Raw genomic sequence first — 21,249 nt, 5'->3', positions numbered from 1 at the left:
CAATGGTGGCGAAGAACTCTACTCGACCGAGAACCGGACCACTGCCGACGGTTTGGCAGGCTTGCCGCGGGACTATATCGGTCCCATCCTAGGGCCGGCTTTGCCGGGGGATCTCGGCCGTCCAATCCTCAGTGCGCGGGATCGTGGTCAGCCTGTCGTTGTGCCGACAACGCCGAGCGTCGATCCGGCGGAGCAGCGCCGCCTGGCTGAAGCAGAGACTGCCCGAACCAGCCGCGTGTTCTTCCAGACAGAAACGCGGACGACGGCGAACGCGATGACCACCGATGTGAATACGACGCCCAATCTTGCCGGGCTCGATCAGGCTGGCACTCCCACGGCACAGGACCGGCAGGCCGCTTTCCTCAACGCTGCCGTCGATCGCCGCACCGTTGCAGCCGATCGCGTGATGCCGCCTGCGTCGCCTTATGTCCTGCAGGCCGGCTCAGTGATATCCGGAGCGCTGATCACCGGCATTCGTTCCGATCTTCCCGGCCAGATCAGCGCCCAGGTCACCGAGAACATCTACGACAGCCCGACCGGCCGTATCCTGCTCGTGCCGCAGGGAACCCGCATCATCGGCCAATACGACAACAATGTCGGCTTCGGGCAAAGGCGTGTTCTTCTGGTCTGGAACAGGCTGATTTTCCCGAATGGTCGGTCCATTGTTCTGGAACGCCAGCCCGGCGCCGATACGCAGGGCTATGCCGGTCTTGAGGATGGTGTCGATTACCACTGGTGGGATCTAGCCAAGGCGGCCGGACTTTCGACATTGCTGGCCGTCGGCTCGGAACTTGCTATGGACGACCAGGACCGGCTGGTGCAGGCCATCCGCAACGGTGCCCAGGATACGATAAACGACGCAGGCCAGCAGATCATCCGCCGTCAGTTGCAGATCGCGCCCACACTGACCATTCGACCGGGATTCCCCGTTCGCATCATCGTCACCCGCGATCTCGTCATGGAACCCTACAGAGGTTGACCCAATGGCCAAATTAAAGCTCGGACCCATTGCCGACGATAAGCCCGTGAAGGTCACGATGGAACTGCCGGCCACACTTCACCGCGATCTGGTGGCCTACGCTGAGGTACTTGGCGGTGAGACGGGCCAGCCAGCACTCGAACCGGCAAAGCTCATCGCTCCCATGATCGAACGGTTCATGGCGACCGACCGCGGCTTTGCAAAGGCTCGCCGGGCTCCACAGCGAAACGCTGGTCATGGCCCGGACACAAGCCGCTCGGCATAAGACGTCTTGCTATGCTCCCGAGGCCGGCTTCAGATCCGAACGAACGGCCGGCTTCTCGATCGGATAGAGAGATCGGGCGACCGCAAATTTCAGGAACGGCGAGATCGTAGGATTTTGCTGTTCTGTGAGCGATACCGCACTGAACTCAACTATGTCGGTGTCATCGCCAACCGGAACGAACTCAAGGTTCCTGTAATCCTCACTGACCGTCGATTCCAGCGTCATGAACACGCCGAAACCGCGAGCCACGAGAGTAAGCAGGTCATCCCGTCCGACGTCGTGGACCGAAATGCCTGGACTTGAGCCGCTCTCGTACAGCTTCCTCAAAAGCAGAGATTCCATTTCGGCGCCCTTATCGTTTGCCGGGCTCAAAAAGGTCTCGTCACGCAGTTCTTCCCAAAGAAGGCTTGGCACCTGAGCGAGGCGATGATTTTTCGGCAGCGCGACGACGAGACGTTCATTCCACATCCTTATCGTCGTGCAGCCATGCAGTCCCGGCGCACCTGCCAGAAACGCCACATCAAGACGCCGGCTGAGCAAACGAGTGCCGGCGATCCGCTGCGAAACCTCTTCGACACGTACGTCGACCGACACATAAGACGCGCGATAGCTTTCCAGCAGGTCTCCGAGAAAGCCGTTGGCTAAAGACGTGGCCACACCAATTCGCAACTCCCCGATCTCCCCACGATGAGCTTTGCGTGTGTCAAGGATCGCCTGTTCCATGTGCGACGCACCAACCGCAGCTGACTGAAGGAACCGCTCTCCGGCTGGCGTCAATTCGGCGCCTTTGCGGCTGCGATCGAACAACGCAATGCCGATGCGACGCTCCAATAACTGAACCCGTCGACTGATTGTTGACTGAGAGAGATCAAGAGCCTGTGCCGCCGCTCGAAAGCTTCCGTGTTCCGCAACAAGAATGGCATAGGTCAGGTAACGTAGGTCGAGCGAGAGGTCTGGCATAAGTATCGTTCCATGCCATCTCCGCTCTATGCGGCTCTCAAGGAGATAGTGAACGGGAGGCCACAAGCACCGAAAGCGAGGGTGAGCTTGGTTCGCATGTGCTGAAAACCATTGAAATCGGCTTGCACGGCGAATGTTGCACAAGCGCGCTTCAGAACGCTCTTGTCGTGTTGGATCACGGCAAAATCGATTAATTTATCCGGCCGGTGCTGCATTAGTCGTTCTCCGTCTGTCGTCGTTGTTATTCCCCCCTGTCATTGGGATCAGGTAGGCTGGGCATAGGTTTATTTCCAAAGAGTATCGACTCGCGTTTTAGGCCGCGCTAGGTGAGGGGTTGCGTGGTGGCATTATGCTGCTGCTTGAAAGAGCAAGTTGAGATGGTTGCGTGCCCCCGCAACCACTGAAACTTGTAAATTCCCCCACTCAGGAGGTGAAATTACTCCAATCTGTTTTTATGCGTGTTCGTGCAATTCAGATGAAAAGAGCTTCAACACCGGAGTTCAAGTTTCCTCCTAAAGATGTGTCGAGGCAGGGCGTAATCGCAGTATCCTAGCCGTCGATAATGAAACTGAGCTTTTGTTCAGTGTAAATCCTATCCGCACCGCAGTCAGTGTCCACCCATGTAGATCGCCTCAACACGTGAATCCGCCGCGACTTCCGATCCGGCCCCTTCGAGAATGAACCTGCCGTTTTCCATCACATAGGCCGTGTCAGCAATGCGCAAGGCGGCACGCGCATTCTGCTCGACAAGGAGAATCGAAACACCGCTTTCCTTGAGCCGGACGACGATATTCAAAATCTCCCGAACGATGAGCGGAGCAAGGCCAAGGCTGGGTTCGTCAAGCAGCAGAACCTTCGGGTGTGCCATCAGCGCCCGGCCCATCGCCAGCATCTGGCGCTCCCCGCCGGAAAGTGTTCCCGCCTCCTGTTTGCGCCGCTCCTTGAGCCGCGGGAAGTCGTCGTAGATGCTTTCGATCATGGAATCCGCTCTGGCGCGCTGGGTGTATCCTCCGAGAAGGAGGTTCTCCTCGACGGTCATGCTGGAGAAGAGCTCGCGGCGTTCCGGGATCAGGACGAGTCCTTCGACCACCCGCTCCTCGACCGAATACCTGTTCAACGGCTGTCCGAACATGCTGACGCGGCCATCGAGTGCGAGCACGCCTGTGATGGCGTTCAGCAGAGTCGATTTTCCCGCACCGTTCGCCCCGATGATTGTGGTGATGCGGCCCTGCTCAAGCACGAGGGACACATCAGTCACGGCGGGCACGGAACCGTAGCGCACGGTGGCGCTTTCGACATGCAGTGCCAGAGGTGATGCGGTCATCATTCGACCCCCAGATAAGCGGCCAGGACGGCCGGATCGTTGCGGATGGCTTCAGGACGGCCTTCGGCAAGCTTGGTGCCGAAGTTCAGCACGATCAGGTGGTCGGTCAGATCCATGACGAACTGCATGTCGTGTTCGACGATCAGGATCGTGACCCCTTCGGCGGCCAGGGAGCGCAGCAGCACGAGGAGCGACTGCTTCTCCTGATAGCGAAGACCAGCTGCCGGCTCGTCCAGAAGCAACAAAACCGGATCCATGCAAAGTGCGCGTGCGATCTCGATCACCCGCATCTGGCCGAGCGCAAGCGAACCCGTCTCCAGGTGAGCCACATCCGCAAGACCGACCCGCTCAAGCGCCGACATGGCTTCTCCCCTGATCTTCCTCTCCTCGTTCCTGTTGAGCCGGAACATGCTCCGGATCGGTCCCGCGGAACTGCGCAGATGTGCACCGACGGAAACGTTCTCCAGCACGGACATGTCGTTCACCAGCTTCACGTGCTGGAATGTCCGGGCGATGCGCCTGCTGGCGATTGCGCGGGAACTCAGCCGTCCGATGGCCTCGCCCAGGAAATCGACCTGTCCGCTGCTGGGATGGACTATCCCGGTTATCAGATTGAAGGTCGTGCTCTTGCCCGCGCCGTTCGGGCCGATCAGGCCGACAATGGACCCGGCTTCGACGTCGAAGTGGACATTGTTCACCGCAACCAGGCCACCATACCGCTTCTCCAGCGCCCGGACCTTGAGGATGGCGCCTTCGCCCCGGGGCTTCTGCGAGATTTCCAATCTTGCGGCCGATGCTTGCGGTTTAGCGGATTTCGGAAACAGGAACGTCAGACGACGCATGATCATCGGCCACACGCCATCGGGCGAGCGCACGAGCAGAAGCACGAGGATCATTCCGAAAACGATGATGTGGTAGTTGCCGCCGCTCCCGAAGATGAGCGGCATGAGATCCTGAAGATAATTGCGCGCCAGGATGACGGCGGCGGCGCCGAAGATCGCTCCGAACACGTTTCCAGCCCCGCCGATCACCGCCATCAGAAGATATTCGATCCCGGCGCTGAGACCGAAGGGCGAGGAACTCACGGCGCGCAGGAAGAGCGCGTAGAGCCATCCGGACAGTCCTGCAAGAACGCCTGCATAGACGAACACGAAGAGCTTGAGCCTGGCCGTGTTCGCGCCGAAAGCCTCAACGACGGTTCTGCCGGTCCGCAACGACCTGATGACGCGTCCGGGCCGGGAATCCAGCAGATTGAGGGTGAGAACGACGACCAGTGCGACAGCGGCCCAGATGACCGGATAGAAGTCGCGCGGGTCGACAAGCGAGATCGAGCCTATCGACAGCGGTGGTATCCCCGACAGGCCGCCATATCCTCCAAGCGTGGAGGACGCGCCAAAGTAATAATAGATGGCGAGACCCCAGGCGATCGTGCCCAGCGGCAGGAAATGCCCGGAAAGCCGGATCGTCATGAGGCCCAGCACGAGCGAAGCCAGCCCGCTCGAAACGAGCGCCACCGGAAGTGCCGACCAGGCCGACCATCCGTAGTTCAGGCAGAGGATCGCCGTGGTGTAGGATCCCACGCCCATCAGGGCGGCCTGACCGAAGGATGTCATCCCGCCGACACCCGTCAGGACGACAAGGCCGATGGCGACAAGGGCGGCCATGCCGATATAACATGCGAGCAGTACGATCGACCCCGATGGGACAAAGAGAGGAACAAGCAGTGTTGCGGCTGCCGTCAGCAGCGCAACCAGACGGGCGACGGGGCTCATCAATCGTGATCCTCTTCTGCTGTGAACAATGAGCGGAGCAACAGTGCCGGAACGATAAGACCGAACGTGATGACTTCCTTGTACTGGCTGGCCGTGAACGACGCGAAGGACTCAAGCACACCCACGCCGACCGCGGCCATTGCCGTGATGGGGAAGCTGGCGAGAGCGCCGATGACGGCGGCGACGAAGCCCTTGAGGGCGATCGTGAACCCGGTGTCGTAGTAGATGGTGGTCACGGGACCGATGAGTATTCCGCAGAGCGCACCGATGAAGCCCGCAATGATGAAGGCCGATTGACCTGCCAGGGCAGGCGGAATGCCGACAAGCTGCGCGCCCAGCCTGTTCACCGCGGTGGCCCTCAGGGCCGTACCCTGGAATGTCTTTCCGAAGAACATCCTGAGGACGAACATGACGAGCACCGCCGTCCCGAGAATGATGATCTGCTGGGCGGTCAGGCGGATCGCACCGATCGATGCCGCCCCTGTCGCGAGCGGCGGTGCGCGCAGACCGTCCGCTCCGAAGAAGACGAGGCCGAGGCCGAGCAATACCAGATGCACGCCCATCGAGACGATCAGGAGAACCAGCACCGAAGAATTGGCGACCGGCTGGTAGACGATGGTGTAGAGGTAGCTCGCGAGCGGCACCACGATCAGGAATGTAAGGACGACGTCGACCGGCAGCGGCAGCGCGGTCGGCGCAAGCCAGATCGTGCCGAGCGCGAGCAATGCCGGATAGAAAACATAGATCGCCAGGACCCGCAGCACCTGCAGCGAACCTAGATGGCTTCGACGCCGATAGAGGTTCATCGCTCCGGCCACGATGCCGGAGACCAGCGTAAGCCAGATGATCTTTGGTACGACATCCGCCTGTAATGCAATGAATGTCAGCGCGCCATACGCGACGAATTCCCCAAGGAAGACGGCGATGACACGGGTGAGCGTGAAGATCAGCACGAGCGCAACGCCGACAAGCGCATAGACCGCGCCGCTGATCAAGCCGTCCTGCGCCAGGAAAAGAGCAATATCGAAATCCATCTCGTCTCCGGAGACCGGGTAGGAAGGGCATGGGAGGAAAGGCAGGCGTGCGGGAGGCGGCACTGCCGCCTCCCGCACTATGCGCCTACTTTGCGATTTTCCAGGTTCCGTTCTGAACGACGGCCATCACGCGGCTGGCATCGCTGTTGGAGAGGTCGTGAAGCGTCGCCGAACCACTGTAGCTGCCGTGAACTCCCGGCACGCCGTTGAGGTTCTCGATCGCGGTCCTGAGCGCGGCCCGGAACTCCGGCGTTCCCGGTTCGGAGCCGGATTTGAGGGCGGTCGATGCCGCTGCGGCGACGATGAGGCTCGAGTCGATCAGATATCCCCCGAACGGCGATACGGATCCCGCGCCGAAGGCAGCCTCGTACTGGCTCGTGTATTTAAGCGCCGGGGCCTTGGCAGGATTGGAATCATCGAGTTGGGAAGCCACGACGATGGGGCCGACCGGAAGAAGCGTGCCGTTGGCCGCGGCCCCTCCCACCTTGAGGAAGGCCGGGCTGGCCGATCCGTGCGTGTGGTAGATTGCTCCCGCGTAACCGCGATCGGCCAGCGCCAGGTTGGGACCAGCGGCAGGCGCACCGGAAGCGACGACAAGGACGGCGTCCGGTCTCGCTGATGCGACCTTGAGTGCCTGGGCCGCGACGCTGGTGTCGTTGCGGGCGAATCGCTCAACTGGCCCGACCGTGATCCCCGCTTCCTTTAGCAAGGGGCTAATGGCATTGAGCCAGAGGTCACCGTAAGCATCGCTGTAGCCGATGAAGCCCACTGTCTTGATACCGCGCGTCTTCATATGCTCGACGATCGCCTTCGCCATCAGGCTGACGGGCTGCGGCACCACGAAAGTCCATTTGAACTGCTCGTCCTTCGTCCCGACCGGGCCGATCGAGAGAAACGGGGTCCTGGTCTCCGCCGCCACGGCCGCCAACGCCGCCGCCACAGGAGTAGCCGCCCCTCCGATAAGAACGTCGGCCTTCTGTTCTGCAAGGCACTTGCGCGCATTCTGCGTGGCCGCGCCGGGATCGGTCGCATCGTCCAGGACGGTGTACTTCACGGCCTTTCCATCGATCTCCTTCTGCAGGAATTGCACTGACGACTGCTGCGGAGCGCCGAGGGCGGATGCAGGTCCGGTGATCGAGAGCAGTGCGCACACGGAGACATCCGCATGGGCGAACGCTGTGGATCCGAGCAAGATGCCGGCGGACAGCAGGATTTTAGTGGTTTTCATTGTGTATTCCTCCCAAGGGCCTCCTCTGGCCCGGTTGCTACGCCGCCGCGCCCCTCGCGCTAGCGGTATCCGTTGTCCGCGATTTCGAACGCCCTAGAACTGCATCGATGACTTCCGCAAGCTGCGCCGTGGCCTCGTCTCGGTTCGCGAGGCTTGCCTTGCGCCGCCAGGCAATCACGCCATCCGGGCGAACGAGCAGCGCTCCACCTTCTTCAATTTCTCGCAAGCGAGCCCAGTAGAAGTAAGGATCACTGTAGCGCCCTACGCCAACGCGAACACAGCGAAGGAACGGCAGATCAAGAGCGGCGACGGCCTGTTCCCAGGCATCTCCGGCGATCCCGGTCACGAGCGTGAAGCAGCCGTCGCCCACGACATCGAGCGTCGAGATCCGCTTGCCGTCGGGGCCGACCAGCCAGGCATGCGGGATCTTGGCACCTGGTCGCGAACTCGGCTGGTGATAGAGCTGCCTGTCCCTCGGCCAGTTTTCCGGCTCGGTTTCCCCTACGATGCCCTCGGATGTGTACCGCTGGTTCATCTCGGTCCCTTCGGCGTTGAACTCGTAGTTCTTCAGCTCCAGCGCTTCGGCCATCTTTCGACGCGCCTCCACCCCTTGCTCGTCGGCCGCGAAAAAGCCTTCGAGGAAATGCTCGAGCTTTCCGGAAAAACCTGACGGCTTACCATAGAAAGCCGTCCGCATCGGAGCATAGTCGAGACGCGACTGGTTGGCCCGTTCCACGATCTGGCGTCCGACAGGCGCGCGCTCGTCGCTGTAGGATGAAAGGTGGTCGAGGCTGGCATATCCCTTGACGACGTAGGCGAGCTTCCAGGCAAGGTTGAAGCCGTCCTGGACCGACGTGTTCAGACCAAGCCCGCTCGACGGCGGATGACGATGGACGGCATCGCCGCCGCAGAACACGCGGCCACGGGAGTATTCGAGCGCGTACTGCTGGTTCACGTACCAGGGCGAGATCGACAGGATTTCACATTCGAGGCCAGGATCGCCCACCAGGCTCCGGATCTTTTCGAGAGCGTTCTCCCTGCTGGTGTCCGGGTCACCCTTGGACATGTCGAAGCCCCATCCGGCGATCCACTCGGTCCAGGGCTTGACCGCACGCAGAAGCCCCATTCCGATCTCGCCGAAGCCAGCTTCCGGATTGACGATCCAGTGGAGGATGCTCGGCCGGTGAGCGACATATCTGGAGAGGTCGGCCCTGAACTGGACGTAGACCGTCCCGGCTCGCGCGAGAACGCCCTCGAACGGCAGCCCGATATCGGCAGCGACCTGGGACCTTGCACCGTCCGCGCCGACGAGGAAGCGCACGCGCTGCTCGTAGTCCTGCCCGGAGATGTGATTGCGAAGCCGGACGGTCACGCCTTCCGCATCCTGCTCGTGGCTCAGATATTCGGTGTTGAACGACATCTGGGCGCCGCTGCGGGCGGCGGCATTGACGAGGATCGGCTCCATGACGGGCTGCGGTACATCGAGCATGGGACACGGGCTCGCCTCGATGTAGTCACCAAAGCGGAGGTCACCCGTGCCCCATGTCTGAAGCCTGGCGATCTCGGGACCGGCGAAACTCGTGGTGAACAGGGTGTCGCCCATCTTGTCCCAGGGGGTGGCCTGCTGCTTGAGTTCTTCCTCGATGCCCAAGCTCCGCAGTACTTCGACCGTTCGCTGGTTGGTGATGTGCGCCCGCGGGGTATTGGCCAGCCAGTTCCACCGGCTGATCGCATGGACGCGCACCCCGTATTTGGCGAGAGCAAGCGCGGTGGTCGCACCCATCGGCCCCGTGCCGACAACAAGAACATCGGTGTCAAATTCACGCTGTGTCATCTGTTGGATCCTAAGCTTTCACGTGCCCGAGCTGGCCGGATTTAACGGCGGCCTCGCTCGCCGACTTGGACGGATGGTCGGAGGTCGCGTCCTGCAGGGCGGCCTCCCTTCTGCCCCATGGCCCGGGAACGAGCATAAGGGCGACGATCGAGATGATGGAAACGCCGACCATGTAGGCGAATAGCGGCAAGGTCGACTGGTATGAGGCGTAGAGGGCGCTGGCGATCAACGGAGCGAATGCCGATCCCAGTATCTGCGACAGCGTGTAGCCGATCGAGGTGCCCGAGTAACGGACCTGGGGGCTGAAGATCATCGAGAACAGGGATCCCGTAGCACCGCCGGCGGGCGACATCGCGAGACCGAAGATCAGCACGAGCGCGAAGGTGAAGTAGAGCGGGTTGCCCGTGTTGATCAGCCACAATGCGGGTCCGATCGACAGGGCCATTGCCGCAGCGCCGATCATGTAGGTGGTCTTGCGCCCGATGCGGTCGGACAAGGCGCCGAAGACCGGGTAGAGCACGGTCGCGACGACGGCTGCCACCAGCACGGCTTGAAGAGCCTCGCCGCGCGGGATATTCATGACGCTGGTGCCGTACGACACAAAATAGGACATGGATATGTAGGCAAAGACACCCTGGCTGAGGTAGATGCCGGCCACCAGCAGGATCTCCCGCGGATGTGTCCGGAGCGCTTCGACCGCGGGCATCTTCACGGCCTGTTTATGTTGCCTGACCTTTTCGAAGGCAGGGCTCTCGTCAATTTTCATACGGATGATGAGGCCGACCAGCACAAGAAGCGCGCTGACGAGGAAGGGAAGCCGCCAACCCCAGCTATAGAACAGTTCATCGGGCATGCCCGCCACGAGCATGAAGGCGAAGGTCGCTAATCCTGTTCCGGCTGGCGCACCCATTTGCGGGAACGCTCCGAAGAAGCCCTTCTTGCCCTTTGGTGCATGCTCGACCGCCATCAGTACCGCACCGCCCCATTCGCCGCCGACACAGAAGCCCTGTATCAGCCGGAGCAGGGTCAGCAGGATCGGTGCGGCGATCCCGATCGAGGCGTATGACGGAAGAAGCCCCATCAGCACGGTCGATAAACCCATTCCGACCAGCGATATGACCAGCATCTTCTTGCGGCCTATGCGGTCGCCGAAATGGCCGAACACGACACCGCCGACAGGACGCGCGAAGAAGCCCACGCCGAATGTCGCGAATGCGAGCAGCGTTCCCATCAGGGGCGACGCGTCGGGGAAGAAGATCCGCGGGAAGACGAGCGCCGCGGCCGTCCCGTAGATGAAGAAGTCGTAGTATTCCACGCTCGTCCCGATGAAGCTCGCTATAGCGACCTTGGCTGGCGAGCCGGAACGTTTTTCCTGGGTCATTCGTATTCCTCCCGAATGAAGTGCCGGACAGACATGCCGTCCGGCGAAATGCTGAAGCTACGCCCGCTGCGCCGTCCTCGCGGCAAGGTCGAGCGCCACGTCGACGATCATGTCCTCCTGGCCTCCGACCATCCGGCGGCGGCCCAGCTCGATGAGTATCTCGCGAGTATCCACGCCGTATTGGCGGGATGCGTTCTCGGCATGCCGCAGGAAACTCGAATAGACCCCTGCGTAGCCAAGCGACAGGCTTTCCCGGTCGACCCGAACCGGGCGGTCCTGGAGCGGGCGGACCAGATCGTCGGCCGCATCCATCAGCCCGTAGAGATCGCAGCCGGTCTCGATCCCCTTGCGGTTGAGAACCGCGATCAGCGCTTCCAGAGGTGCGTTTCCGGCCCCTGCCCCCATGCCAGCCAGGGAAGCGTCCGCCCGGACGGCTCCCGCCTCGATCCCGGCGACGGCATTCGCCACGCCCATGGTGAGGTTGTGGTGGGTGTGAACACCAATCTCGGTTTCCGGTCGAAGGGCGTCACGGAGCGCTTTGACGCGAAACGTGTATTGCTCCGGAAGAAGGGCACCCGCCGAGTCCGTCACGTAGACGCATTCCGCACCATAGTTCTCCATGAGCCTGGCCTGTTCGACCAGCTTCTCCGGCTCGGCCATGTGCGACATCATCAGAAACCCGACCGTGTCCATGCCCAGCCCGCGGGCCGCCTCGATGTGCTGCCGGGACACGTCTGCTTCGGTGCAATGCGTGGCGATACGAACCGATCGCGCTCCCGCCGCATGGGCTTCCTTCAGATCATGGACCGTGCCGATGCCCGGAATAAGAAGGACCGTCACCACCGAATGACTGCAGACCTCGCTCACAGCAGCGATCCATTCGATGTCGCTATGGAGCCCGAAACCGTAGTTGAACGTGGATCCCGCAAGACCGTCGCCGTGCGTGATCTCGATGGCATCGACCTTCGCGGTATCGAGAGCCCGAGCGATGGCTTGGGCCTTTTCGAGCGTGTACTGGTGGCGGATCGAATGCATGCCGTCGCGGAGCGTGACATCCTGGACATAAAGTTTGTTGGGATTTGCACGGGCCATTATGCGACCTCCTTCGAAAGCGTCTCGGCAGCCCAGTGGTCTGCCGTCATGAGCGCTGCGGATGTCATGATGTCGAGATTTCCTGCATAGGCTGGAAGATAGTGGGCAGCTCCCTCGACCTCGAGCAATATCGTCGTCTTGAGGCCAGAGACCGGGCCAATTCCGGGCACCATGACAGGAGCGTTGTCGCCGATGACCTCGAACTGGACTTTCTGCTTGAGGCGGTAACCCGGAACGTAGCCCTGAACCGTCTTCACCATGTCAAGGATCGATGCCTCGATCGCATTGCGATCTCCGCCCTGCGAGAGAACGAAGACCGTATCACGCATGATGACCGGAGGATCTGCAGGGTTGAGGATGATGATCGCCTTGCCACGCTCCGCGCCGCCGAGGGTTTCGATCGCCTTCGAGGTGGTTTCCGTGAATTCGTCGATGTTGGCGCGCGTTCCGGGCCCGGCAGACAGAGACGAGATCGACGCGACGATTTCTCCGTACACCACCCGGTCGGTGGCACGCTTGACGGCGTAGACCATCGGGATGGTCGCCTGCCCGCCGCAGGTCACCATGTTGACGTTCGGCTCGTTGAGGTTGGCATGGCCGTTGATGCTCGGGATCGTGAACGGCCCGATGGCAGCCGGTGTCAGATCGATGACCTTCTTGCCGTCCTTTTGCAGAAGCGCGTTGTTCGAGACATGCGCCTTCGCCGAGGTCGCATCGAAGACGATCTGGATATCCTTGTATTCCGGCATGCGCAGCAGGCCGTCGATACCCTCGTGCGTTGTCGCAACGCCCAGGCGCTGGGCCCGTGCCAGGCCATCCGATGCCGGGTCTATGCCCACCATGGCGCCCATCTCGATGTTTTTGGAGGTGCGCATCACCTTGATCATCAGGTCGGAGCCGATATTGCCCGAGCCGATGATGGCGCATTTCACCTTTGTCATGTCTTCGATCCTCCGTTCATCCTCGCGTCCCGCAGAATTGCAGGTGCGGCGGTCTGTTCGCGGTCACGTCACCGGACGGCGTTCTTTCCGACTTGCTGTTGTTTCCGGCTGGCGGACTAGCCGTCTTCCTTGCCGAACAGGGCGCGGACGACGCCGAGCCCTTCGATCGATGCCTCGAAGCGGTCTCCGGGATTGATCGGGACCATCGGCCCCAGCGCTCCAGTCATGACCAGATCGCCAGCCGCGAGAGGCGTGCCCAGTCTGGCCATCTTCCTCGCCAGCCAGAGAGCCGCGTTCAAGGGGTGCCCGAGGCACGCGGCTCCATCACCGGTGGAGACGACCTCATCGCCACGCTTCATGGACATCTTCACGAACTTTAGATCGAGACCCGCCAGCGGGGTCGGCACCCCACCGAGCACCACCATGCTCGACGAAGCATTGTCGGCGACGGTGTCGTTGAACCGGATGTTCCAGCCAGCGATGCGGCTGCCGACCACCTCGATGGCGGGAAGAGCGAAGTCGATCGCCTGGATCAGTTCGACGAGGGTGAGGTCTTCGGCCGCAAGATCCTTCTTGAGGACCAGCGCGACCTCGGCCTCGGCCTTCGGTTGCAACAGGCGATCGAAAGGGATCAGTTCGTCGTCACCGTAGACCGTATCGGCGAAGATCGTTCCGAAATCCGGCTGGTCAACTCCGAGCTGGGCCTGCACCACTTTCGAGGTAAGACCGACCTTTCGTCCGACCACGCGGCGGCCATTCGCCTTCCAGTATTCGACGTTGACCTTCTGGATCGCGTATGCGGTCTCGCCATCGTCGTCGGGCATGCGCTCGCGGATCGCCGGGATGGGCTTGCGCTCCTGTTCCGCCTGCCTCAGTTCCGTTGCGAGCGTCTCGATCAGATCTGCAGATGTCATCGTTCCTCCGAATGCCCGGACTCGGCTGCTCAAGAAGCATCCATCAGCCGAACGCGCCCACTTGCGGGCGTGACTGCGTATATTCATGAATTGCTGTGAAACGCCGGGCCTCCCAGACCGAACCGATGACCTCCTCGTCTCACGGTGTGCGCCGATCTATAAACCGCATTGCCAAACTGACAATTCTCATGTCAATTCTGTGCACTCAGTGCACACATTCGAATGCTGGCAGGAGGAGATTTTGGACGAAAGCCCGTACAAGATGGTGCAGGGCCTGTCGCGTGGCCTATCGATCCTGCGGGCGCTCAATCAGGCGGACGGCGGTTGGGCCAGCGTGCGTGAACTCGCACAGGCGACAGGCCTGCATCGAACGACAGTGCGTCGACTTCTCGAAACGCTACAGAGCGAGGGCGTGCTTCGCCGCTCGGCATCCGATGACAGCTATCGGCTGACCCATGAGGTGCGCGGATTGAGTGATGGATTCAGGGAAGAGGAATGGATTTCCGAGGTCGCCTCTCCCGTCCTCGGCGAACTCTTGGTGAAAGTGGTGTGGCCTTCGGACTTCGCGACATTGGACGGCGCAGACATGCGGGTGCGGGAATCGACGCACCGCTTCTCCCCGCTATCGTTCCACAAGGTGACCGTGCGCCGGAGACTGCCTCTGGTCACGACAGCCGCCGGGCGTGCCTATCTGGCATTTTGCGGGGATGATGAACGCGAGGATCTTCTCGGTCGCCTTGCCGCTATTCCTGATTCTCCACTCCGCGGACCAGGCAGGCAGGCGCTCATGGTGCTACTGGCTCAGCACCGCGAAGCAGGACATGCCTACAACAATGGCGAGTGGGCGACCGAACAGCGTATACTCGCTCTCGCGGTTCCGGTGATGCAGGAGGGCAGTGTGGCGGGATGCATCAACATCGTCATGCTTCGATCCGCGCTCTCTCTGGCGGAGGCGCGGAAGCGGTATCTTTCCCATCTGCATGCGGCGGCCCATAAGATCGAGGAATATCTGATCGCGCCGCGCTGAAAAAGGGGGCCGTTTCCAGCCCCCTCCCCGTGATCCATATTGTTTTCAGACCATTTGGCCACCTCAAATTACTTGAGGTGTAGCCCGGCTGAACCGGTTGTGTCGCGGCCGCGGCTTCCCGGTCTCGTGTCGATCGGATCTCCATACCAGGTAAGGCCATCCGGGAACGCCTCTTCCTTCCACTCGATAGGCTCCCAGTCCGGGTCGAATATCAGGTAGCCGCCCGCGTAGAGTTCGACGCGGTGGTCGGATGCCGGATCGTGGACATAGAGATACATTGCCTGCCCGATCCCGTGCTTGCCCGGACCTGCGCTGAACGAGACGTCGAGATCCTTCAGGACGTCGGCAGCAACCAGGCTGTCAGAGAAGTCCTGGAGGTTGAATGCGACGTGATGGAGCTGGGCCTTCTTTTCCTGCCTGTTGGCGACGATCGCAAGATCGTGCATCTGCGGCGTGACTGACATCCAGGATGCCATGACGGTGCCGGGGCTTTCCGGCAGATAGGCGAACTCGCGGCGCTTGAAGCCCAGGTTGTCCCTGACCCACTGCTCCGCCTGGTTGATCGTCGATGGCGAGGTCTGGATGTTGAAGTGATCGATGCGGCGGACACCGAGGCCACGGCGCTTGGAGGAATTGGACGGAAGCCGGGAACGCATGTGCTCAGGCGCGAGCGGCTTGGCGATGTCGTAGTAGAGTTCGAACGGATGGTCGCCGCCCGGTAGAAGGAAGCGGATGGCCGTTCCGCGGCCGATTTCGGTTTCAGCCGGAACTTCGAGAACCTCGATTTCCTGACGCTTCAGATCCTCCGCGAACAGTTCAACGTCCTGAGGCCGACGGACCCTGAACGAATACGCGTTGACGATCGCTTCCGCCTGTTGCGTCAGGACCAGGGAGTGATGGCCGAGTTCCTGATGGCAGCGGAGGTAAGATACGTTTCCGCGGCGCTGGACTTCTTCCATGCCGAGCGTGTCCCGGAAGAACCAGAGGGATTTCTCCAGATCAGTCGTGCCGAGGTTGATGCCGCCGCATTGCGCTATCTGCGGGCCTGGATCGTATTTGTCAGACAGTTTTGTCATATTCTCCTCCTGAGTTTGCATGCCTGTCCGGAAGCGAACACAGGTTCACGCGAGGTGTTTAACCTCAAATTCCGGGCGTGGTTCGGGTGCCGCTGGCGCGGCATGGGACGGACATAGACGAAGGGCGGGGCAGGCAGCCGATGCCCTCCCGCAGCATGCCGTTGGGGCAACGTCTTACAAACGCTGACTGCCAATTCAACGCGCAACTCCTCAACGTGCACTATGTGCTCAACCGAACCCGCTGGGCGCATGATCCAAAGGGGGACGAAGAAATACCATCAAGAGTGTGCACTTAGTGCACGGGAGAAGCATTGCATTTGCGGGGACATCAAGCAGCCTGCTAACACGGCAAAGCCAATGACGCAGAGCCGTCGGGCGTCGAGAGGGAGGCTCGGCAGACGTGTGTGAAACGCACTGCGTACGACCCCGTCACTCGCCTCCCCTACAATTGAACAAGCCGTAGGAGCCCGCTCAATGAGCCAGGAATTCACCGAATCCGCGACAAGCCGCTTCGTCAATATCAAGGAAGGCGATGGCGAGCTGAAAATCCACTATAACGACTGCGATCCGGGCAATGGCGGCGAAACAGTTGTTCTGCTCCACGGTTCCGGCCCCGGTGCGAGCGGATGGGCGAACTTCAATAGGAACGTCGCCCCGCTGGCGGAGGCAGGTTTCCGTGTCATCCTTCTCGACGCTCCTGGCTGGAGCAAGAGTGACACTATCGTGTCGACAGGATCGCGTTCGGAGCTCAACGGCCGGATCCTCAAGGGTCTGATCGACCATCTCGGACTCGAGAAGATCCATATCGTGGGTAACTCCATGGGCGGCCACAGCGCCGTCGCCTTTGCACTCGCCAACCCTTCGAACGTCGGCAAGCTCGTGCTGATGGGCGGCGGGACCGGCGGTGTGAGCTCGTTCGTACCCATGCCGACAGAGGGCATCAAGCTCATCGGCGCGCTGTATCGCGATCCAACGATCGAGAACCTCAAGAAGATGATGGCGGTCTTCGTCTACGACACATCCGCGCTCACCGAAGAGCTCTATCAGGCGCGTCTCAACAACATTCTGTCGCGCCGCGATCATCTCGAGAACTTCGTGAAGAGCACCGCCGTCAATCCCAAGCAATTTCCCGACGTTGGCCATCGCCTCGACGAGATCAAAGCCGAGACTCTGATCATCTGGGGCCGGAACGATCGGTTCGTATCGCTCGACGTAGGCCTTCGCCTCGTTGCAGGCATCCCGAATTCCGAACTGCACGTGTTCAACAACTGCGGACACTGGGCACAGTGGGAGCACTATCAGAAATTCAACCGAATGGTCGCGGAGTTCCTGACCAGGTGATCGGCAGCGGGGGAGCGCTGTCGGATCCGGCTCGACTTTTTCAAACGCTCAGGGAGGAGCAAAACATGCGTGCAATCCATAGCCCCCTCAGTCCATTTGCTGCTGCGATTTTGTCGCGGGACCCGGAAGCGTTGCGATCCTCGGATTCGATATCATCCCGTTTTTTCGGAGCTTGCTGGATCGGCCCCGACCAAATCAACGCAAAGTTCAACGCCGACACGGACCAGAAGCTCGGTCTCAAGGCAAAAAAGCTGCTGCGTCCGTTCAGGAGGTGAAAGGAAGCGGCGGTGCCGAGTTTCTACGACGATAGATTTCAAGAGGAGGACACTATGCTTCACATGATGAAGGCGGCAAGACTTCATGCCGTCGGAACGAATTTTTCCATCGACACCATCGATATCCCGAAACCGGGTCCGCACGATGTGTTGGTGAAGGTGAAGGCATGCGGCATCATACCGAACATGAAGAATGTCATGGCGCATTATTCGGAATGGTTTCCCTATTTGCCGCTCCCGCCGCTTCCCGCGATCTACGGACTGGACGCTTCGGGAGACGTCGTGGCGGTAGGAGAAAAAGTGAAGTCGATCTCGAAGGGCCAGCGGGTCTACGTCAACCCGGGCACATCATGCGGATCCTGCCACGCATGCCGCTGCGGCCAGCCGATCAACTGCGATGCCTATACCTTCCTGGGATATTTCGGATTCGGTCCGCGATCCGAGGAGCTGTTCCAGGACTATCCCTATGCGGGTTTCGCCGAATACATGACGGCCCCGGCATCCTCTCTGGTGAATATCCCTGACAGCGTCTCATACGAGGCGGCCGCCAGGACCGGTTACCTCGGCACGGCGTACTCGGCCCTTCGTAAAGCTGGCGCGAGATCTGGCCAGACGGTCATCATCAGTGGCGCGACGGGAACACTTGGTCTTGGAGCCGTGCTTTCAGCTCTCGCGATGGGAGTCACCAGGATCTTTGCCGTTGCCCGCAACAGAGAACTCCTCGAAAGGGTCCGCAATCTCGCACCCGGAAGGATCGAAGTTCTCTCCGCGGGAACAAAACCACTCGGGGACTGGGTCAGACAGCACACCGATGGTCTTGGGGCGGACATCTTCATCGACGCGGTCGGTCCCGGGGCGCCACATGCGCTTTCGTTGGAGGGTATAGGCGCTCTTCGGCGGGGTGGCAGGATGGTCGATATCGGCGGCATGTCCGAGCCCCTGCCGCTTGAGATGTTCCGGCTGATGTGCTTCCAGATCAGCGTGATCGGATCCCTGTGGTTCGATGTGTCTGAAGGCGAGGACATGATGCGGATGGCGCAGGCGGGAACGCTTGACCTGTCGGTGTTCGAGCATCGAACGTTCTCGCTCGATCAGATCGGCGAAGCTCTCGACGCCGTTGACAACAGGGCCGGCGGCTTCAGCAACGTCGTCGTAATGCATGCAGGAGCATAGCCGATGAGTTCGAAACTGATCGTCGTTGACAACCGTGATGGCAAGTCTCAGACCGTGTCCGAAAGTGATACGCCCTCGAACGCCTTCGCGTCGGTACCGGGTTTCGATCCAGCAGTCGTCTGGGGAACTGCAGCCTCGGCATCCCTGCCCTGGGACGGGGTGAATTCCGCCACCACAACCAGGTCTCTGATGCCGCCGACGGGAGGCACCAGGCTGTGGCGGGTGGTGTTTCCGCCTGACAGCGTCATGGCCTCTCCTGACTTCGATCCGGGAAAGGCCGGAGCCGAATACGCGCAGCGTCTGCCCGGTTTCATCGAACATTTCGAGCCCGACAATCCGGGAATGCATACCACTCCAACCGTCGACTATGACATCGTCCTCGAGGGAGAGATTTCTCTGGAACTGGACGACGGCAAGCTGATCGACCTCGAACAGGGCGACATCGTCGTGCAGCATGGTACCAGACACGCTTGGCGCAACCGGGGTACCAAACCCGCAACGATGATCTTCGTTCTGATCGGCGCCGAGTCGAAGGGCTGAGCAAAGTCAGCGTATGGACGTCCGGGCGGAGATCCTCATCTCCCGCCCGGACGCCTCACCTGCTTTGCCGAACGAAAAACAGGTGGCATTCCCGCAGGGCAAGCGCGGCATCCCTTATCGCTTTCTTTTCCTCCCTGGCTGCGCCAGCGACGTGGATCGCTGGAAGCCGCGAGGCAGACGCGAGCAGGTCGTGACAACAGCAGTATGTCGGCAATAAACAAGCTCACTCCGGCCGTACGCAGGACACTCAATCGCCGCGATGTGAGGAATAGGAGCGAAGAATGAGCCCCATGTCGTCCCGAAACAGTGGGGTATCAGTGCAAAACGCACGCCAGGATATCCAAAGATGGCCTATCTCATGCTTACACAGTGCTTACATGCAACCACCACCATGGTCGTGTAAGCAAAAAAGCGCGCCGAAGGACACTTTTTAAGCTCTTGATTTCCTTAAAGAAAATTGGAGCGGGCGAAGGGATTCGAACCCTCGACCCCAACCTTGGCAAGGTTGTGCTCTACCCCTGAGCTACACCCGCTCGCGCCAGTCATTCCGGAAACCGTTCGTTTCCGTCAGGCAGGCGCTATATGGACCAACGCTCCGGAGATTGCAACAGGGAAATTTGCTTCTTTGTGCAAGATATTTTCCGGGTCCCTCCAAAGCTGTGGATGAAGTCAACGCCCGAGGCGTGTGACGCTGATCAGCGAGGCAAACAGCGCGAAGCCGGACGCGAAGAAGAGAATATAGGGTGTCGCTTCCACGCCCCATTGCGACAGCAGAAAGGCGACGAATGCCGCTCCCAGCGATTGGCCGAGAAGGCGCGCCGTGCCCAGCATGCCGCTGGCGGCACCGCTGCGTGAGCGTGGCGTGGAGGTAATCATCATGCGATTGTTCGGTGCCTGAAAGAGGCCGAAACCAATTCCGCAAATTGCCATGCGCCAGCATATATCCGGGATCGACGGATGTTCCGGCAGCATGCCGACCAGAGCAAGGCCGATGGCGAATATGATGAGCCCAAGCAGGCCCAGAATTGCCGGTGAATGCTTGTCGGACAGTTTGCCCGAAAGCGGCGCGACGATGGCAAGCGCTATAGGCCAGGGCATCATCAGGAAACCAACCTCGATCGGCCTGAAGCCAAAGACGACCTGAAAGAGGAACGGCAGCGAGATGAACGCCATCATCTGCGCCAGAAACGACATGATCGAAGTGCAGATGGAAAGCGTAAAGACGGGAATGCGCAAGAGGTCGAGCGGCAGCAGCGGATCGGCCATGCGTAGCGACCGCCGTGTGAGGAGAACAGCCGCGGTTACGCAGCCCACCGCCTGCAACAGCACGACGAAGGAACCGATTTCGTTGCCTGCACTGTCGATGGTTGTGACCAGAAGACCGAAGGTGAGCGCTGACAGGATGGCGCTGACCACGTCGAATTTGCGTACGGAGCGCTCATTCTCGGGCAGGCTTTTGAGGCCCATCACGACGGCAGCAACGCCGAGTGGAATATTGATGACGAAAAGCCACGGCCAGCTCAGGGACGATAGCATGACACCGGCAAGCGTCGGCCCGATAGTCGACGAAACGGCGACGAAGAGTGCATTGAGGCCGATGGCTGTACCGAATTTCGCCTGCGGCACCGTATAGCGCAAAAGGGCGGTGTTGACGCTCATCAGGCCTGCTGCACCCAGTCCCTGTATGATGCGGGCGAAAGTGAGCGCTTCCAGTGAGCGTGAGAAAACGCAGGCGACGGAAGCGACGGTGAACAATGCCACGCCGCCAAGATAGACACGCCTGTAGCCATAGATTTCGCCAAGTGCTGCAAGCGGAAGCAGGGTGACCACAATTGCAAGCTGATAGCCGTTGACGATCCAGATCGAGGCTGCAGGACCAGCCGAAAAATCGGCGGCAATCGTCGGGAGGGCGACATTTGCGATGGTGCCATCGATGACGGCAAGCGTCAGGCCCACCATCAGGGTTGCCCATGCCCAATAGATTCTCGGCTTGGGCAAACCGTCCGGAGCGACGGACGTGCCTTGATGGATCGCGGTTTCGTGCTTCATATTATGACCAGTATTCGGATTAATATGGCTGGCGCTTCCATGTT

General features: G+C 60.6%; 18 protein-coding genes and 1 tRNA gene. 6 read left to right on the top strand and 13 right to left on the bottom strand.

Translation table 11 applies throughout. The features are described 5' to 3' along the window. Together KWJ32_RS15840 and KWJ32_RS15835 are read left to right on the top strand one after the other, a co-directional pair. Positions 1 to 979 (top strand): TrbI/VirB10 family protein (locus KWJ32_RS15840; RefSeq protein WP_256886131.1); only part of this gene is annotated, 979 nt, incomplete at its 5' end. A gap of 4 nt (positions 980 to 983) precedes the next feature. After that, positions 984 to 1,244 carry a DUF2274 domain-containing protein gene (locus KWJ32_RS15835; protein WP_256886130.1) on the top strand — a complete coding sequence of 87 codons (261 nt, stop codon included), beginning with the start codon at positions 984 to 986 and terminating at the stop codon, positions 1,242 to 1,244. A gap of 9 nt (positions 1,245 to 1,253) precedes the next feature. Here KWJ32_RS15835 and KWJ32_RS15830 read toward each other — a convergent pair whose 3' ends face one another. The 10 genes from KWJ32_RS15830 to mhpD all read right to left on the bottom strand — a co-directional run bounded on the left by KWJ32_RS15830 (position 1,254) and on the right by mhpD (position 13,724). Next, positions 1,254 to 2,204, bottom strand: coding sequence for a LysR family transcriptional regulator (locus KWJ32_RS15830; RefSeq protein WP_256886129.1), 951 nt, complete (start codon positions 2,202 to 2,204; stop codon positions 1,254 to 1,256). 607 nt (positions 2,205 to 2,811) lie between these two features. Further along, complete coding sequence (locus tag KWJ32_RS15825) at positions 2,812 to 3,528, bottom strand: ABC transporter ATP-binding protein (RefSeq protein ID WP_256886134.1); 717 nt, start codon at positions 3,526 to 3,528, stop codon at positions 2,812 to 2,814. Continuing rightward, on the bottom strand, positions 3,528 to 5,300 hold the full coding sequence (locus KWJ32_RS15820; RefSeq protein ID WP_256886128.1) for a branched-chain amino acid ABC transporter ATP-binding protein/permease: 1,773 nt from the start codon (positions 5,298 to 5,300) through the stop codon (positions 3,528 to 3,530). The genes KWJ32_RS15825 and KWJ32_RS15820 overlap by 1 nt, the downstream gene beginning before the upstream one ends. Then, positions 5,300 to 6,334: a branched-chain amino acid ABC transporter permease gene (locus tag KWJ32_RS15815; protein WP_256886127.1), complete on the bottom strand. Its 1,035-nt coding sequence runs from the start codon at positions 6,332 to 6,334 to the stop codon at positions 5,300 to 5,302. Before KWJ32_RS15815 ends, KWJ32_RS15820 begins: the two co-directional genes overlap by 1 nt. Positions 6,335 to 6,419: 85 nt before the next feature. Then, a complete protein-coding gene (locus KWJ32_RS15810) occupies positions 6,420 to 7,562 on the bottom strand; it encodes an ABC transporter substrate-binding protein (protein WP_256886126.1) in 1,143 nt (380 codons plus the stop codon). A 37-nt stretch (positions 7,563 to 7,599) separates the two neighbouring features. Then, positions 7,600 to 9,396 (bottom strand): FAD-dependent monooxygenase, encoded by a 1,797-nt coding sequence (locus tag KWJ32_RS15805; protein WP_256886125.1) that lies wholly within the window; start codon positions 9,394 to 9,396, stop codon positions 7,600 to 7,602. A 10-nt stretch (positions 9,397 to 9,406) separates the two neighbouring features. Continuing rightward, positions 9,407 to 10,777 (bottom strand): MFS transporter, encoded by a 1,371-nt coding sequence (locus KWJ32_RS15800; RefSeq protein WP_256886124.1) that lies wholly within the window; start codon positions 10,775 to 10,777, stop codon positions 9,407 to 9,409. Positions 10,778 to 10,834: 57 nt separating this feature from the next. Next, a complete protein-coding gene (gene dmpG, locus KWJ32_RS15795) occupies positions 10,835 to 11,869 on the bottom strand; it encodes a 4-hydroxy-2-oxovalerate aldolase (RefSeq protein ID WP_256886123.1) in 1,035 nt (344 codons plus the stop codon). After that, positions 11,869 to 12,810, bottom strand: a complete 942-nt coding sequence (locus tag KWJ32_RS15790) for an acetaldehyde dehydrogenase (acetylating) (RefSeq protein ID WP_256886122.1) — start codon at positions 12,808 to 12,810, stop codon at positions 11,869 to 11,871. The genes dmpG and KWJ32_RS15790 overlap by 1 nt, the downstream gene beginning before the upstream one ends. Positions 12,811 to 12,926: 116 nt before the next feature. Continuing rightward, entirely contained in the window at positions 12,927 to 13,724 is a 798-nt protein-coding gene (mhpD, locus tag KWJ32_RS15785; protein ID WP_256886121.1) for a 2-keto-4-pentenoate hydratase, read from the bottom strand. A 241-nt stretch (positions 13,725 to 13,965) separates the two neighbouring features. On the opposite strand from mhpD, the gene KWJ32_RS15780 reads away from it, so the two are divergent. After that, positions 13,966 to 14,751: a DNA-binding transcriptional regulator gene (locus KWJ32_RS15780; protein WP_256886120.1), complete on the top strand. Its 786-nt coding sequence runs from the start codon at positions 13,966 to 13,968 to the stop codon at positions 14,749 to 14,751. Between the two features lie 68 nt (positions 14,752 to 14,819). On the opposite strand, the gene KWJ32_RS15775 is transcribed toward KWJ32_RS15780, so the two are convergent. Beyond that, on the bottom strand, positions 14,820 to 15,827 hold the full coding sequence (locus KWJ32_RS15775) for a VOC family protein (RefSeq protein WP_256886119.1): 1,008 nt from the start codon (positions 15,825 to 15,827) through the stop codon (positions 14,820 to 14,822). Positions 15,828 to 16,301: 474 nt separating this feature from the next. Between KWJ32_RS15775 and KWJ32_RS15770 the strand changes: the two genes are divergently transcribed. The 3 genes from KWJ32_RS15770 to KWJ32_RS15760 all read left to right on the top strand — a co-directional run bounded on the left by KWJ32_RS15770 (position 16,302) and on the right by KWJ32_RS15760 (position 19,156). Next, positions 16,302 to 17,168, top strand: coding sequence for an alpha/beta fold hydrolase (locus KWJ32_RS15770; RefSeq protein ID WP_256886118.1), 867 nt, complete (start codon positions 16,302 to 16,304; stop codon positions 17,166 to 17,168). Positions 17,169 to 17,497: 329 nt separating this feature from the next. Continuing rightward, positions 17,498 to 18,616 (top strand): alcohol dehydrogenase catalytic domain-containing protein, encoded by a 1,119-nt coding sequence (locus tag KWJ32_RS15765; protein ID WP_256886117.1) that lies wholly within the window; start codon positions 17,498 to 17,500, stop codon positions 18,614 to 18,616. A gap of 3 nt (positions 18,617 to 18,619) precedes the next feature. After that, complete coding sequence (locus tag KWJ32_RS15760) at positions 18,620 to 19,156, top strand: cupin domain-containing protein (protein ID WP_256886116.1); 537 nt, start codon at positions 18,620 to 18,622, stop codon at positions 19,154 to 19,156. Between the two features lie 458 nt (positions 19,157 to 19,614). On the opposite strand, the gene KWJ32_RS15755 is transcribed toward KWJ32_RS15760, so the two are convergent. Both KWJ32_RS15755 and KWJ32_RS15750 read right to left on the bottom strand, forming a co-directional pair. Beyond that, a tRNA-Gly gene (locus tag KWJ32_RS15755) sits at positions 19,615 to 19,689 on the bottom strand. 136 nt (positions 19,690 to 19,825) lie between these two features. Further along, positions 19,826 to 21,205, bottom strand: coding sequence for an MFS transporter (locus KWJ32_RS15750; RefSeq protein ID WP_012091384.1), 1,380 nt, complete (start codon positions 21,203 to 21,205; stop codon positions 19,826 to 19,828). Positions 21,206 to 21,249: the final 44 nt, after the last annotated feature.

Source organism: Ochrobactrum sp. BTU2 (genome assembly GCF_024539785.1).
GTDB lineage: Bacteria > Pseudomonadota > Alphaproteobacteria > Rhizobiales > Rhizobiaceae > Brucella > Brucella anthropi.
Note: the sequence above shows the minus strand (reverse complement) of the source record. Positions and strands in the feature narration are given on the sequence as shown.